Source organism: Pararhizobium qamdonense (genome assembly GCF_029277445.1).
In the GTDB taxonomy this organism is placed as follows: Bacteria; Pseudomonadota; Alphaproteobacteria; order Rhizobiales; family Rhizobiaceae; genus Pararhizobium; species Pararhizobium qamdonense.
The window spans coordinates 345,470-358,113 of the sequence record NZ_CP119568.1 but is presented as its reverse complement, the minus strand read 5'-3'; the positions used below and the strand labels follow the sequence as shown (position 1 = coordinate 358,113).

Below are 12,644 nucleotides of genomic sequence, written 5' to 3'. Positions count from 1 at the left end.
CCTCTCCGGCGAGAGCCGTTTCAACTTGGCCACAATCTCGCACATTTCCTGGACTTTTCCAAGGACGGTCCTGCCGGTGCGGGCAGGCTATTGCAGTCTTCGACGGAGGAAATCGAAGGCCTTGTCTGCTCCCGCGGTCGAGATTGTGTGCCCGATGCGCGGTTCGATATCGAGCTCGACCGAAAACCCGGCGCCTCGCAACTGCCCGGCCGCGATAGTTGAGGCTACGGACGGGATCGTGCGGTCCTCGGCACCATGAACAAGAAGCACAGGGGTACGATTATTCTTCTGTGAGACTGGTGTCGGAGGTAGGAGGCCGGAGAAGGCGACCAGGGCACCCACGCCCCAGCGACCGGAAGCGACACCATCCAGCGCGACTATGGCCCCCTGCGACACGCCGACGAACGCCACGTCTCCAAGTCGCTCCTCGAAGCCTTCATGGGCGAGCACGTCATGGACCGTCTGGTCGAACGCCTCGCGCGCCTCGCGGATCCGACCCGGATCGAGTTGCATACCATCCACCTTGAACCATTGGTGGCCGCCGTATCCATTGCGGTACGGGGCATCCGGAGTTGCGAAAGCGAATGTGGGACGATGAGCCCGCCAGGATGAAGCGAGAGGCCAGAGCTGCTGGCCCGACGCGCCGATGCCGTGGAGGAAGATGATGAGGTGCGATGCTGACATTCGATCCCGGCTTTTGAAAACAAACTGAGGGCGCTCGACCCGTTATGGGGAGCGCCCTCATCACCCGCGACGGCAAACGCGCGACCGTCATGATCACTGCAGGCCGTCGGCAATTTGGGTGGTGATCCTCAGATGAGGATCCACGATACCGTGTTTAAGGTCACAGCGTTTTCGCAGTCGTTTCCATCCATGCCCGGTGACGCAGCTCGTCCTCGTGCGCCTTCGTGAAGAACGCCTTCGACTGCGGGATCGCATCCTCGTGACGGGAGGCGCGCTCGTATGCGGTAACCGTGTCGTCTTCGTTCGTCTTCATCGCCTTGAGGATCGCGGAATCGCCCATCAGATTGGCGAGGGCAATCTTGCCCGTCGTCAGGATCTGCTTCATGTCGCCTTCCGTCGGCGCGTCGATGCCAAGCTCGCGTGCCATCTCGTTCAGGACGACGACATGCTGCAGGTGGTCCTGCTTGAACTCGGCGATCTTGGCGCTGAGGGTCTTGTCGTCGAGCCGTTCGATGCAGGAATCGTATGCCGCGATGGCATCGTGCTCGAGGTACAGCAGATCCTTGACGAGCTTCTCGATGTTGCCTTCGTTTCCGACCATGGTGACCATGTATGTTTCTCCGTTCGGGTTGTTGGGTACCCGCTAACGGCGCGTCGGAGATAATGTTCCGGATTGCAGGCTTAGATGGACGAGGCGACTTCGGGCTTGCTCGATGTCCCGCTGCGGACGTGTAGCCGCTCAGATGCTGTTGGACGACCATTGAGGAACACCCGATGCGCCCGGCCGACCATCTTTTAGGAGGCTGGTGGTGAGTGGGAAAGCAGCATGGCCCGGCATTGAAGCGGGCCGGATCACCGCCACCGAACTAGCCGCCTGCGTTGGTGGATGACGCAGCCGCCCTTGTTGACGCGCGACGACGAACGACCCATCTAGGCGAGATGCCGAAGAAAATCACCGTCGCCCCCGCTCATATTCGGACGTGGACCTTGTCGCCTGCGGTTTCGTTCGGATCCACCGTGCGCGCCCGGGGTATCCTCCTCGAGGTCCGGGCGCGCCTGCCTTCCGCGGTCCGTAAATCGCTTGATGTGGAGGGGATGACGCTGACGCTGGGCATGCCGGAAGAGCGTGAAGAGGAATTCGTCTTGACCTGGTCAATCGTCAGCACGGCATTGGATGGTATCGAGAAGCTTCCCGTCATTCCGCGCGAAATCGAGGAAATCCTTGGCATGAAGACCAGTGAGCGACATCGCTGGCTTGCGGACGGCCGTCTTCCCAGTGCCGGCACGAGAACCGTGAGGCTGGCCGGGCGAGCGCGCCAGATCACCTTCCATGTCTTCGACCCTAAGGTCGTGGAAGACCTCCTCGATCGTGGTGCCGTCGATGAGTGGCGGGTGGAGGATGCCGAGGCGAAGGTGGAGAAGAGAAGAAAGGCTGCGTATCAGGCAAAGCTTACTCGGTTGTCGAAGAAGAGCAAACACACCAAAAAGGCAGACGTTGGCGCCGAATATCCTGGGACGGAACTCCGCGGCTGGGAGGACTTCGACGTCGAAGGGCTGCTCCGTTGATTGAGAGATGACGATGAACGCCCCCGGGCATAATGATGAGTTCGACCTTTACTGCGAGCGCAAGCCGCCGGAAGCGCGAGAGCGGCTTGCGCTCGTACGCCAACTCATACTCGACACCGTGCCGGAAGTGTGTGAAGGACGGGTCCACTTGTACCTTGTCTACCACTTCGGCGGCGGCGCGGTCGCCAAGCTGCATCTCGATGCCGAGCAGCAGGTCAACATCACGTTCGTCACAGGCGAGGACCTCACCGATCCATCGAGACTGCTCAAGGGATCAAGCCCGTCCGTACGATCAAGGTCACCTCGGATGCGTTTCTGGATAAGAACCGATCAGCGATCTCGGACCTCCTGCGACAATCCTTAGCGCTGATCAGAGAGAGATTTGACGGTTCGGGGACCTTTGTCACTCTCCGGCCGGACCAGCCCAGTCCCTGACAGCATTCGTGGAAGTTTTCGCGCCTTCTATCAGCTCCCGGAAAAGCCACCGGCACTGTCAGCCGGCTCCAACCGTGCCTGCCAGTATTTTCTCGGTTACATAACGAAAGGCGTCCTCAAAACTGTCTTGAGTTTCAAAGCCGCGTCTCGGCAGGATGAAGGCCTCCCGCTTCGATATCGGCAGCAGCAAGTAGTTTTCCTCCCGGATAACGCGCTTCACGGTTGCCCATGGAACGGTCGAGTCCGCCACGTTCGATTTGACCCGAATGGCATCGTCGCTGAGACTAATGCTGATGGTCGCGTCGGCGGATGCGATTTGCCGGTAGTATAGAAACGATGCGCCCCACGCCAGCCAGTGCGTGCCTAGCGAGAAGAAGGCGACGACGAGGAGGCATGCCGGAAGCCAAAGCCAAGAACCGTTTTCAGCAATGGCGTTGATCATGGTGACCGGATTGTAGAGGTCCGTGAAGAGGACCAAAAGACACCAAACAGAGATGAGCCAAAGCACCAACGTGATTATGCTGCGGTGCCAGGGCCTGCGAGTAAGCGCCCGCGCCATGGCGGCATAATCCCACGCGGTAAGGGTGTAGGTGATCTGGTACTTAGACTCGTTGGGCATTAAGATCCTTATGGTCGCACCGCGGTCTGAGACATGGCTGGCGAAAGCCCCTTGAGCGCAAGACGGGAAAGCAGCTGATCCTTATGACTTTAATCCTTCACGTTGGGCAACAGGCGTATCAAAGTTCCGCCACATGCAGCCTGTGTGATCGCCGTTGCGATTTGCCGGAGAAGTCCGTGCGCGATGAGGGCTTCTGGCGAGGGTTGTATTCCAGGCCCCGGATCGATGAAGGCCGAATACTGCCCATCCAAGTTCAGCAACGCCATGAACGACGTCGCGACAATCATTTCGCCGCATCCAGCGCATCGCAGGATATATGATCCGCCCTGGACGACGGATTCCGTTTTTTCCAGTCCGCAGGCCGGACAGGCCAACATATCATTCATGGCTCGGATTTATCTCACACGGTCTGAGTTTGAGATCATGATGCGACTGCCAGGACGATTGCGATAAAAAGCAGCAAAGGCCCCATCCACTTGAAATGACGCACCACCGGCAACTTGTGCGCCGGGTTTCGCGACAAGGACAAATACCCGAAGCCCACGCACGTCATCCACAAACCGGCGCAAAACATGATGAATTCGTCGATGTAGGTGCCGATCATCTTAGTGCTCCCGGCTTTGAATGTGCGGGGCATTTGCCTTCGCTGCTGCGGCGTAGAGATCGCCGGCTTTTTTGTGCCCTGCCGCAATCTCATGTTTCATCCTGGTCATCAACCGCCACGACTGTTATTTGGCCCAGACGCTCCGGGAGATCGCGTCGCCTTCAGCGTACTCAGCGTCGAACTCTTCCAGGAGAGTGAGAAATCCGCCCTTCTCCTCAATCTCCGCCGGGGTAAGGTATCCCCATTCGCATTCTTCGCAGTGCGCGTAAATGTCATCTGTCGCGAGACTGCGAAACAGAAACAGTCGCCCTTGGCGGCAGGATGAACAGTTTCCGGTGTGGTAGCGGCGATGCATGCATTTATCTTAGTCAAAGCCCCTCTATATCCAGTGTGACGGCAACACCTTTCGCTCCCACCTTGTGGGCCGCCCCGAAGATTTGATGTTCCTCATGTCCGGTAGATAGCCGGCCAACTGGGTCACCTCGGCGAACTCCATGGACGAAGCACGAAAAAGGGCCGGAGACGAGGTCTCACGGCCCAAGTTTTTCTCATCGACGCTTAGGGAGGAGATCGCGTCGGGAATTTCAAGGTAGCGGATCATGGTTAACCAAAACTTAAACGCTCGCGCGGCGTGGGTGTCGCGTGCGACTGTTGCTCTGAAGCGGAGATTTGCGCCATGATCTCAGGACGTCCGAACCGGAGCCCCCGCAACTATGGGCAGTCTCTTGATAGGAATCGAACCGGCGACAGGTTGGTCAGATAGCTTAAGTGTCTGAAAAGACATACTTCGTGGGATAACGCCTTTTTATAGAACTTCTTGGCACTTTGGTGGTTGTCCCCCAGTTTTCAATAATCCAGTCGTCGCGATTATCCGAATTTACCTGGTCGAATGCGTCATCCCAAAAGGCGTTGTCCCGGATCGTCCCTTCGAGCTGTTTTTTCATGGTGCCGACGGCGCTGGCTGCGGCGCTCACCGCACGAGCATCGTCTATGCTGTCGGATTTCGCGGTAATATTGCCGATCGAATCGGCCACCAGAGCACCCAGCACACAACCGACCGGACGGTATTGCTTGCTTTCAGGTGGTGCTGCACGGATTACTTCCTGGGTTGCGACAAGACAACATGATGTCGAGGTCGCGACAGTGCCGGCAGATTGGCATCCTCATAATCGAGAACGACGCTGTACGCGACGGCGATGCTTTTGTCGTGCATAAGTATTGCTTGATCGACCTCTGTTTGCTTCGCCGCCAAGGCGCTGCGGAGTGACTTAAGTTCTTTTTCTGCACCCATCATCTTCTTGCCGCCCTTGGTGTTCCAGCAGAATCCTAGCCCGAGACCGCATACGAACGCGACGATCACGATAGTCATGATTGATGTTAACATCGAGAGCCACCCGTTCAGGAAAAGGACTACAAAGTATGCAAGTAAAAACAAAATACCGCTTGATGCCGTAGGGAATGCAACTTGAAAAGGATTGGAATATGGCTACATATTATTAGCATAGACTAATAATGTAAACGGCCTAAAAGCACTATTCATGGTGGTACGGATGACTAGCGATGTGGATGATTTGAAACTGACGTCGGCAGCCTCTGTCTTATTGGTAACCCGAATGCCGTAATGGACCGTTTGTCTAAGCTACTTCAAAAGTTGGCTGCATCAGGGCGTCTTGGTCAGCTCGCGACGGTCCCCGGCGTCGATTGCGAGGAGCGCGTGCCCATTTTGAAATCCATGCGGGGTTGCGCTGTAAATGATATCCAGATGAGGTGCTTGGACGTGGGCTTCGTAAGTTTCGTAGACCGTCGGAATGCCTGAGTCGAGGCAATGAACTCACCCGAAGTCCTGAGCGGATGCCGATGGCGGCAATCATTTGCTTTGTATGCGCCATGACCGACTCGGTGAATTTTGCGGCAATCCATCCCAACTCCAAATCCCCATCGAAGGGCCGGCGTTTCAATAGCGGGGCGCAGCCAAGACTGTAGGATGACCTTGGAAACTTTATAGCACCTTATTTCCAGCGTTCGTGTGTATTCATACCTGCCGATAAAACAGCCCTTGATACCCATATGCACTGTCATCTGCCGCTCGATCAGCTGTGCCGCAAAGGGGCGGAGCTGGGTTAGGTTATGAGCTCATCGAATCGTCGCCACGCGACGACTTCATTCCCTGGTGGGTGCGTCCGCGCACTCACAAGAAGCGGATCCTCGAATTCTAGAAAACGTTGACCAAGCACAGCGTCAAGCTGGCCTCAATCTTACCGTTGTACCGTTGGCAAGTCCGTACGAGGATGAGCGGCAGGCGGCTGTCCCCCCCTGGAAGGAAGCCATTCGTATCGCGGTAGAGATGGATCGCGATACGATGAACTCCGCGTTCGGCGGGGGCCTTCCCCGGATTGCGTCCATCGACCAAGCTGTTGCTGCTGCGGCATGCGCACCCGAGCAACGGTTTGACAGCGAAACCGGGGCTCAACTTTCGCCGGACCCCGACTAAAATTCAGCCTTCGGCTTTTTGGTTCACCACAGACGTGGCGATGGCAGTCAGTGCCAAATCGGTGGCTTGTTCCTCGTCGAGCGTCGACTGAAGAATCTCCGCCGCTTCCTCATAGCCGAGCTCAAGCGCCCAAGTGCGTAGTGTACCGTAGCGTGACATCTCATAATGTTCGACTGCCTGAGCAGCTGCCAAGAGCCCAGCATCAAGGGCTGGCGAGCCTTCGTACTCTTCCATGATTTCGGCACCTTCGTCGGTAATGCCTAGAATGGCGTCGCATGTCTTCGCCTCTGGCTCCTCGCCGATCACGTTAAAAATGGCCTCCAGACGCGTCACGTGGATTTTAGTCTCGTCAAGATGCTTGCGGAAGGCGGACTTCAGCTGAGAGTTTGTCGCCGCCTGCTCCATTTCCGGAAGAGTCGCGACAATTTTCTGTTCAGCGAAATAAACGTCCTTGAGGGTGTCGAGGAACAAATCTTCCAGTAATTTAGCCATGAGATGATTTCCCTTAATCATTGCCGCGCCAACCGGGCAACCGTGCGCAAACAACCCGCTGGCGGATCCAATGTTCCGTCATATCATCCCACCATCCGCCATACTTGCAGCACCTGCTTGTTTCGCCAATGCCGCCCTTTATCGACAGTGAGGGGAGTCCGCTTTGTCCTGGCCAAACGATACTGCGGAAACGTTCTGGTTCCTGCGCTTGGATCCCGGCATGGAAACGGCTCGACACGCCCTTGAGATTGTCGAGCCGTACCTGCTTTGCATTATTCAAGGTACGTTAGGGCTGCACAGGTTTTTGTTCGGAAACCCCCTGTTTAAAAGCATCGACCTCGTCAACAACACGGTCCTTGATAGTGTCATGGGTGTCAGACGCTACTTCCACGACCCTTTCGTACACTTCTGACGCAACCTCTTTTCCACGGTCCACCACATCCTGAGAGGCTGCCGTGACTTTCTCCATGGCGGTGTTGGAGGCATCCCCCACCAACTCATCCTCGAGGTCGGTGTGCGGCAGTGCCGCACCTATTGCAGCTCCTACCGCGAAGGCTAGGGCACCCCCGACCAGGGCCTGGTCACGAAAATGCGTCAGGATGGCATCGTTCAGCGTGTTGGTTTGTCCACGTCGTCAACCCGCTATGCAACGGAGCCCCGGACGTGTCGTCTTCGTGGACGAGACTTCACGCCACAGGAGTGCTGGTACTATTTCCGCCAAGCTGGATGCGTTGCACATTAATCGCCCGCCGCTCTAGTGTGTAGATCGAGCGACCGCAGCCTCCAGTTTCGATTGGATGAACGCCATTGGCTCTTTGACCATGATCGGACCGCCCGGTGTCAGGACTTTCGTGAGTTTCTCGTCGTTCACAGGATATATGACGACGAACTGATCGACGTTGGCAAATATTTTCTCATCGTTTTCGGATGTGAGTTCGAGCCACATAGTTGCGCTCCTTGGCAGGTTCATTACGAGTTGCGCCCACAAGGACAGGTGTCGTCAGCGAGCATGGTCGACCGCAGGCAAAACCACAGCAATACGTCGATCCGTTGGGCCAGAAAGGCCTGTAGAAAAAATCGCAGCTGTAGCGACCGCCACGACAAGAAATAACATTATGATTGGGCCACCAATCGAGGCGGATGGTTCTGGAGAATTATTGTAGGACATGGGGATCTCGGGACATTGAGAGTTCACCCGAGGCAGCGTTGGCTGCCTCGGGCAGTAATTCAGCGCAATCCAATGAACGACAAAATTGCGCCGATGATTACGATTGCTCCGACGAGCAAGATCAAGCTATTCATCGTCTCTCTCCTGCGCGCGGTCGAGTTACCCGGCGCTGGCTCGCGTTACTGGATGACCTGCACAACGGTGCGGGTCTGCGGGTCGACGATGACGCGCTGGTCGTTGACGACGGTGTACGAATAGCGCGGATCTTCTGCGATCGGCATCAGGACGACCTCCTGCGGGACAGGCTTGCCGATGACGATCGGCTGCTTGACGACAACAGAGTTCTGCACAGGCTGCTGCTGGACATAGGTGACGACGCGTTCCGGCGGCGGGTCGATGGCAGCACCTGCGACGAGGCCGACGGCGCCACCAATAGCAGCGCCGACCGGGCCGCCAACGATCGCACCCGTGACCGCACCGCCTGCGGCACCCGTGACCGCGCTGTTGGCGTCATCGGCATAGGCAGAACCGCTTAGAGCGAGAGTGACAAAGGCCGATGCGAGAATGAGTTTCGTGTTCATGGCAGTCTCCACCTGTTGTTTCACAGCAGCAAAACGTCATGAAATCGAACCTGTTCCCGACTAAGACCAATGCCCCAATCACGTGAGACTTAAGTCCAGCCTGTTGCACGAACCATCAAGCGTGAACCGTCACGTTTCGCAGCGTCATCGCCGCTTCTGTTCGGTTGCTGATCCCCAGTTTTACGAAGATATGGGTCATGTGCTGCTTGATCGTCTTCTCGTGCACGCCAAGCCGGAGCGCTATTCGCTTGTTGCTCAAGCCCTCGGCCACGAGGTTCAGTACTTCGTGCTCGCGGGTCGTCAGATCGTCGATCGGATTGCCTTGTTTCGCCAGGGCCGCGGATGATGACATGTCGGAGAGCAACCGCGCCGACAGCGAAGGCGAGACGTAGGTGTCGCCCGCGGCCACCGATCTCACGATGTCAGCCAGGATCCGTGAACCGATGCCTTTCAAAACGTAGCCTTTCGCGCCTTTTGACAACGCGCTCATCACGTCATCGCTCGTCTCCGAGACCGTCAGCATGATGATCTTCTGGCCGGGGTTCTCGTGCAGGATGGGGAAGATCACATTCAGCCCGCCGCCCGGCATCGAAATGTCTAGAAGCAGGACATCGGGCCTGACGGTCGCGCTCAGTGCAAGCGCCTCATCAGATGCGGAGCCTTCGCCAACGATCCGGAAGCCTGGGATTTCCGAGAGGATGCGCATGACGCCTTCGCGAAACAGCGGATGATCGTCGACAACGGCTATTGTTATCTCTTTCATCAGGCTGGCTCCATTTCATGTAGGTTCAGGGACATGCGCAGCACGGTTCCCTGGTTCGAAGTCTTCAAGTGGAAATGTCCGCCGAGGCTCTCGACCCGTTCGCGCAGGCCCGACAGCCCAAGGCTGGACGGTTTGATTTCCGCCGGGTCGAAGCCCGGACCGCGATCACCGACGGTGATTGAAACGTTCTGTCCGTCGAAGGTCTGCACGACATATTGTCCAACTCCGCCGCCGTGCCGGAACCCGTTGTTGAGCGCCTCCTGCAGGAACCGGAACACACAGATCTTTGCCGATAACGATAGCGGCGGTGATGTCGGCGACATCGACAGCCTCACCGTTGTGCCCGTGCGCTGCATATGCGCTTTCAGGGCTCGTCCGATGATCTCCCCAAGATCGGCTCCTTCGATCTGCGGCAGGACAAGACCGCTACAGATCGTCCTGATCTCCTGCATGGCGTCATCCAGACTGGATTTGATGGATATGATCTCGCCGTCCCGTATCTTCCGCGGCGTCCGAGGATTGTTGATGGCATCGCTATCGACCTTCAGCGCTGCAAGCGCAACAAGCTGTGCCGGCCCGTCGTGCAGTTCCGCTCCCAGACGTCGCAGGTATCGCTCGTTCAACGCCGTCGTGCGTCGGCTCGCGCGTTGCAGCTTCGCACTGAGTTCGCCGTTCTGCGTGAGAAGGCTGGACAGGTCGTGGATGCGCTTCTTCAACGCCTCACGCTGACTGTCGATCATCCTGCTCTGTTGAGTTTCAGCAAGATCAATTCCATTTTTTCTTCGAGCATTATACCACCGAGGATTAATTAGGGCGTTGACCACAAACGCCTTTTTGCTGTGTCAGCGGATATTACGAAATGGAAAACTGGATCAAACTCTGGCGATAATCAACACCCCAAACCTTCAGGGAGCACCAATGTTTCGTGGGATGTAGCAAAACACTGGCCGCTTCGAAGAGATAGGTTCGCAACAAGCGATCTCCCCATCGCGAGACTTGACCGACGGTGTCCGTTTCGCCGGTTGCTTGCGTCGCGGCGTCAGTCCCAGATAGGCACCTACGTGTTGCACTTCGAAAGCGCGACGGGTTGTCGATGGTATGGCGGAAGATCAATGCCGTTACCACACCGATGCCCGGCACGGTATCAACCGCCTTGTCGTCTCGTCTGTTCGAGCCATCTGCCGGATCTGGCGATTCAACCCCTGAAGTTCTCGACAGACATGGCCATGGACGGAGAGGCGCGGTAGCAAGACAGTCCAAAGCACATGACCCTCTCCGGTCAAGTCGATGACGCAGCGCTGGAATTGTCCGGCGATGGCGCGAGGAAAGATCAGGCCGCATTCGTTCAACATCGATCGGATCTGATTTTGGAGATCTCGTCGCATCGCCACGAGCCGAGACCGTGCGATCAGTAGCGAGTGCACCTGTTGGCTGGCCTCACTCTTCACCGCAACCTCGCATACCATCCAATCCGAACCAGATCGGCCAAACCGCGCGCGTCCTTCTCATCGCTTTTGTTCATCCGGACGGAAAGAACCGCATGTCCGTGTCGCGCGTCGATACAGACAACCGGCATACCGATCCTTGTCAGTTCATGCCAGAGCAAGCTCGACATGGCACCAGTCTCAAAGCCAACGCGTCCCGCATCCGGGGCCTTCTTCGCCAGCAGCGCCGCCAGAGCGCCAGGATCCGACTTCGCCCGGCCCTCGAAGATCAGGCGACCGGTCTCGTCAACGACGCAAACGGCAGTCTCCTTTTGTGAGACGTCCAATCGGACATACTGTTTCATTGTGATGTCCTCCCGTTGTCAATGGGACCAGTCTGCCACCAACCAGGAGACTGGGAAACGCGGTTAGCAACTACGCCATCGTGTGGAATATTGCCTCTGACGCACATTTGATGACGGTTTCTTTCATATCGCGCCAATTGACCGCGCCTCAAGTAGGTCCAGCTTTGCACGCCCGTACATTTGGCTTATGACGAGCTTCAGTTGTTGATCTGTCCTTCAACCTGACCGTTTGACCAAGGTTCGGTGATTGCTGCGGACACTGCTGCCTTATCTTTGAGTATCCCGTTAGCAAAGGGAGCGAACAGACTGTGGCGGGCATCAGCGATCCACAGGTCGAGTTCGGCCTTGGCTTTCCTTCTGATCATCCTTTGAAAGCGATCAATCAGATTACGGGCTTCGATCAAGGCGGGAACATCGGCTTCTATGGCCGCGATCGTAATTGTATCGGCCTTGCTCAGTTGATCGCGAGCGGTTGTCATCAATCGGGCAATCGTTCTGGCGGATGGCACTTTTTGAAGTTGCTGATCAGAGACCCGCTCGGCCCGCCGTCGTCTTGCCGTCCATTCACCAACGACGCGAAGGGAGCCGCGAAAGCCTCTGCATCGCAGTTGCCGCCAAAGTACAGCACCATTGCGCTGCCCGGCCATCCGGCGGAGGTATCACCCCGCCGAGCGCTGTTGCCCACACCAGAAAGTTTGGTCGCCTCAGGCAAACAATAGCACCGGCATTGCGACGACCAAAAATGCTAGCGCTAAGCCCGTGGCCAAACGGACAGCATTTGCAATCCTGTTGCGCCGTCCATCCCAATCATAAGTCATCTCTTCCCTCACTATTTAAGAACCGGACGATGCCGCTCGTCCGGTTCTCGAAGGCAGACTTCAGTCGTCCCTCTGTATCGCTCCTCGTAAGCGACGCCCGAACAATAGGGCAGTGATGGTGCCCGTCAACCATCGGGGCGAGAATGTGCGAGGTCCAGCGAGGAGGGGGCTCGGACCTCTATCTGGCTTGCAGGCAAACCTGACTGCGCCAGCTGCGCCGAGAACTGCCGCTTTACTCATTTGTTCCGCGTTCTGCACACTGAAAGTTTATAACCAGTCGCTGCCTGACGGGAAGCGACCGGGTTCATTGACACAGATACTTAAAAAAGCCGCAGCGCAGTAGATTATATGAAGTTGTTTCAATCAATATGGGAATTTTCCATATTTCTTATATTATATGAAACTAATTTTAGGTTCGATTTTTTTGGCGAGCGACCTCCCCTCATCCGCTCGAAGTTGATAATGACGCGAAGCCAAATTTCAGCCAGGGTGCTGTTGCCTCAAGACCCTGGTTATTTTCGTTCAAAACTGTTTGTCGAATGCAGCCATGGAGCGGCCCACGGCCCGCGAATCCACGGTTTTCGCAAGCCCCAAACGATGAACAGCAAGACCGCAAGTACCGCCACAGCGCCTA

At 56.7% G+C, this 12,644-nt stretch carries 16 protein-coding genes and 3 pseudogenes; 3 read left to right on the top strand and 16 right to left on the bottom strand.

Annotation, left to right across the window (positions count from 1 at the left end):
- Positions 1 to 87: 87 nt before the first annotated feature.
- Both PYR65_RS27085 and PYR65_RS27080 read right to left on the bottom strand, forming a co-directional pair.
- Complete coding sequence (locus tag PYR65_RS27085; RefSeq protein WP_276121879.1) at positions 88 to 684, bottom strand: alpha/beta hydrolase; 597 nt, start codon at positions 682 to 684, stop codon at positions 88 to 90.
- A 160-nt stretch (positions 685 to 844) separates the two neighbouring features.
- Positions 845 to 1,294, bottom strand: a complete 450-nt coding sequence (locus tag PYR65_RS27080) for a ferritin-like domain-containing protein (RefSeq protein ID WP_276121878.1) — start codon at positions 1,292 to 1,294, stop codon at positions 845 to 847.
- A gap of 329 nt (positions 1,295 to 1,623) precedes the next feature.
- On the opposite strand from PYR65_RS27080, the gene PYR65_RS27075 reads away from it, so the two are divergent.
- Together PYR65_RS27075 and PYR65_RS27070 are read left to right on the top strand one after the other, a co-directional pair.
- The gene (locus PYR65_RS27075) at positions 1,624 to 2,250 is read left to right on the top strand and encodes a hypothetical protein (RefSeq protein WP_276121877.1); all 627 of its coding nucleotides are present in this window, start codon (positions 1,624 to 1,626) and stop codon (positions 2,248 to 2,250) included.
- Between the two features lie 7 nt (positions 2,251 to 2,257).
- On the top strand, positions 2,258 to 2,614 hold the full coding sequence (locus PYR65_RS27070; RefSeq protein ID WP_276121876.1) for a hypothetical protein: 357 nt from the start codon (positions 2,258 to 2,260) through the stop codon (positions 2,612 to 2,614).
- Positions 2,615 to 2,743: 129 nt separating this feature from the next.
- Here the strand turns inward: PYR65_RS27070 and PYR65_RS27065 are convergent, their stop codons facing one another.
- From PYR65_RS27065 to PYR65_RS27045, 5 genes are all read right to left on the bottom strand, one after another.
- Positions 2,744 to 3,304 (bottom strand): YcxB family protein, encoded by a 561-nt coding sequence (locus tag PYR65_RS27065; protein WP_276121875.1) that lies wholly within the window; start codon positions 3,302 to 3,304, stop codon positions 2,744 to 2,746.
- 89 nt (positions 3,305 to 3,393) lie between these two features.
- Positions 3,394 to 3,690 carry a hypothetical protein gene (locus PYR65_RS27060; RefSeq protein WP_276121874.1) on the bottom strand — a complete coding sequence of 99 codons (297 nt, stop codon included), beginning with the start codon at positions 3,688 to 3,690 and terminating at the stop codon, positions 3,394 to 3,396.
- A 35-nt stretch (positions 3,691 to 3,725) separates the two neighbouring features.
- Entirely contained in the window at positions 3,726 to 3,908 is a 183-nt protein-coding gene (locus PYR65_RS27055) for a hypothetical protein (RefSeq protein WP_276121873.1), read from the bottom strand.
- A 764-nt stretch (positions 3,909 to 4,672) separates the two neighbouring features.
- A complete protein-coding gene (locus PYR65_RS27050; RefSeq protein WP_276121872.1) occupies positions 4,673 to 4,942 on the bottom strand; it encodes a CHASE4 domain-containing protein in 270 nt (89 codons plus the stop codon).
- Positions 4,943 to 5,004: 62 nt separating this feature from the next.
- Positions 5,005 to 5,277 carry a hypothetical protein gene (locus tag PYR65_RS27045; RefSeq protein ID WP_276121871.1) on the bottom strand — a complete coding sequence of 91 codons (273 nt, stop codon included), beginning with the start codon at positions 5,275 to 5,277 and terminating at the stop codon, positions 5,005 to 5,007.
- A gap of 698 nt (positions 5,278 to 5,975) precedes the next feature.
- Here PYR65_RS27045 and PYR65_RS27040 point away from each other — a divergent pair.
- Positions 5,976 to 6,344: pseudogene (locus PYR65_RS27040) on the top strand (TIM barrel protein); the annotation flags it as partial.
- A 58-nt stretch (positions 6,345 to 6,402) separates the two neighbouring features.
- Here the strand turns inward: PYR65_RS27040 and PYR65_RS27035 are convergent.
- From PYR65_RS27035 to PYR65_RS27000, 9 genes and pseudogenes are all read right to left on the bottom strand, one after another.
- Positions 6,403 to 6,891 carry a YciE/YciF ferroxidase family protein gene (locus PYR65_RS27035; RefSeq protein ID WP_276121870.1) on the bottom strand — a complete coding sequence of 163 codons (489 nt, stop codon included), beginning with the start codon at positions 6,889 to 6,891 and terminating at the stop codon, positions 6,403 to 6,405.
- Positions 6,892 to 7,167: 276 nt separating this feature from the next.
- A pseudogene (locus tag PYR65_RS27030) lies at positions 7,168 to 7,516 on the bottom strand (nutrient deprivation-induced protein); the annotation flags it as partial.
- Positions 7,517 to 7,645: 129 nt separating this feature from the next.
- Positions 7,646 to 7,837, bottom strand: a complete 192-nt coding sequence (locus tag PYR65_RS27025; protein WP_276121869.1) for a hypothetical protein — start codon at positions 7,835 to 7,837, stop codon at positions 7,646 to 7,648.
- A 401-nt stretch (positions 7,838 to 8,238) separates the two neighbouring features.
- The gene (locus tag PYR65_RS27020; protein WP_276121868.1) at positions 8,239 to 8,640 is read right to left on the bottom strand and encodes a DUF1236 domain-containing protein; all 402 of its coding nucleotides are present in this window, start codon (positions 8,638 to 8,640) and stop codon (positions 8,239 to 8,241) included.
- 115 nt (positions 8,641 to 8,755) lie between these two features.
- Complete coding sequence (locus PYR65_RS27015; RefSeq protein WP_276122339.1) at positions 8,756 to 9,406, bottom strand: response regulator; 651 nt, start codon at positions 9,404 to 9,406, stop codon at positions 8,756 to 8,758.
- Entirely contained in the window at positions 9,403 to 10,227 is an 825-nt protein-coding gene (locus PYR65_RS27010) for a sensor histidine kinase (protein WP_276121867.1), read from the bottom strand. Before PYR65_RS27010 ends, PYR65_RS27015 begins: the two co-directional genes overlap by 4 nt.
- Positions 10,228 to 10,255: 28 nt before the next feature.
- Entirely contained in the window at positions 10,256 to 10,744 is a 489-nt protein-coding gene (locus tag PYR65_RS30630; RefSeq protein ID WP_407951361.1) for a transposase, read from the bottom strand.
- A gap of 103 nt (positions 10,745 to 10,847) precedes the next feature.
- Positions 10,848 to 11,192: an IS110 family transposase gene (locus PYR65_RS27005; protein ID WP_276121866.1), complete on the bottom strand. Its 345-nt coding sequence runs from the start codon at positions 11,190 to 11,192 to the stop codon at positions 10,848 to 10,850.
- Positions 11,193 to 11,315: 123 nt separating this feature from the next.
- A pseudogene (locus PYR65_RS27000) lies at positions 11,316 to 11,836 on the bottom strand (transposase); the annotation flags it as partial.
- Between the last annotated feature and the right edge of the window lie 808 nt (positions 11,837 to 12,644).

Excerpts from the sequence above, each read along its gene's own strand:
- PYR65_RS27045 (WP_276121871.1), bottom strand. The coding sequence starts at position 5,277 with ATGACTATCGTGATCGTCGCGTTCGTATGCGGTCTCGGGCTAGGATTC.
- PYR65_RS27035 (WP_276121870.1), bottom strand. The coding sequence starts at position 6,891 with ATGGCTAAATTACTGGAAGATTTGTTCCTCGACACCCTCAAGGACGTT.
- PYR65_RS30630 (WP_407951361.1), bottom strand. The coding sequence starts at position 10,744 with ATGCGGCCTGATCTTTCCTCGCGCCATCGCCGGACAATTCCAGCGCTG.
- PYR65_RS27025 (WP_276121869.1), bottom strand. The coding sequence starts at position 7,837 with ATGTGGCTCGAACTCACATCCGAAAACGATGAGAAAATATTTGCCAAC.
- PYR65_RS27085 (WP_276121879.1), bottom strand. The coding sequence starts at position 684 with ATGTCAGCATCGCACCTCATCATCTTCCTCCACGGCATCGGCGCGTCG.
- PYR65_RS27075 (WP_276121877.1), top strand. The coding sequence starts at position 1,624 with ATGCCGAAGAAAATCACCGTCGCCCCCGCTCATATTCGGACGTGGACC.
- PYR65_RS27065 (WP_276121875.1), bottom strand. The coding sequence starts at position 3,304 with ATGCCCAACGAGTCTAAGTACCAGATCACCTACACCCTTACCGCGTGG.
- PYR65_RS27055 (WP_276121873.1), bottom strand. The coding sequence starts at position 3,908 with ATGATCGGCACCTACATCGACGAATTCATCATGTTTTGCGCCGGTTTG.
- PYR65_RS27005 (WP_276121866.1), bottom strand. The coding sequence starts at position 11,192 with ATGAAACAGTATGTCCGATTGGACGTCTCACAAAAGGAGACTGCCGTT.
- PYR65_RS27020 (WP_276121868.1), bottom strand. The coding sequence starts at position 8,640 with ATGAACACGAAACTCATTCTCGCATCGGCCTTTGTCACTCTCGCTCTA.
- PYR65_RS27080 (WP_276121878.1), bottom strand. The coding sequence starts at position 1,294 with ATGGTCACCATGGTCGGAAACGAAGGCAACATCGAGAAGCTCGTCAAG.
- PYR65_RS27060 (WP_276121874.1), bottom strand. The coding sequence starts at position 3,690 with ATGAATGATATGTTGGCCTGTCCGGCCTGCGGACTGGAAAAAACGGAA.
- PYR65_RS27070 (WP_276121876.1), top strand. The coding sequence starts at position 2,258 with ATGACGATGAACGCCCCCGGGCATAATGATGAGTTCGACCTTTACTGC.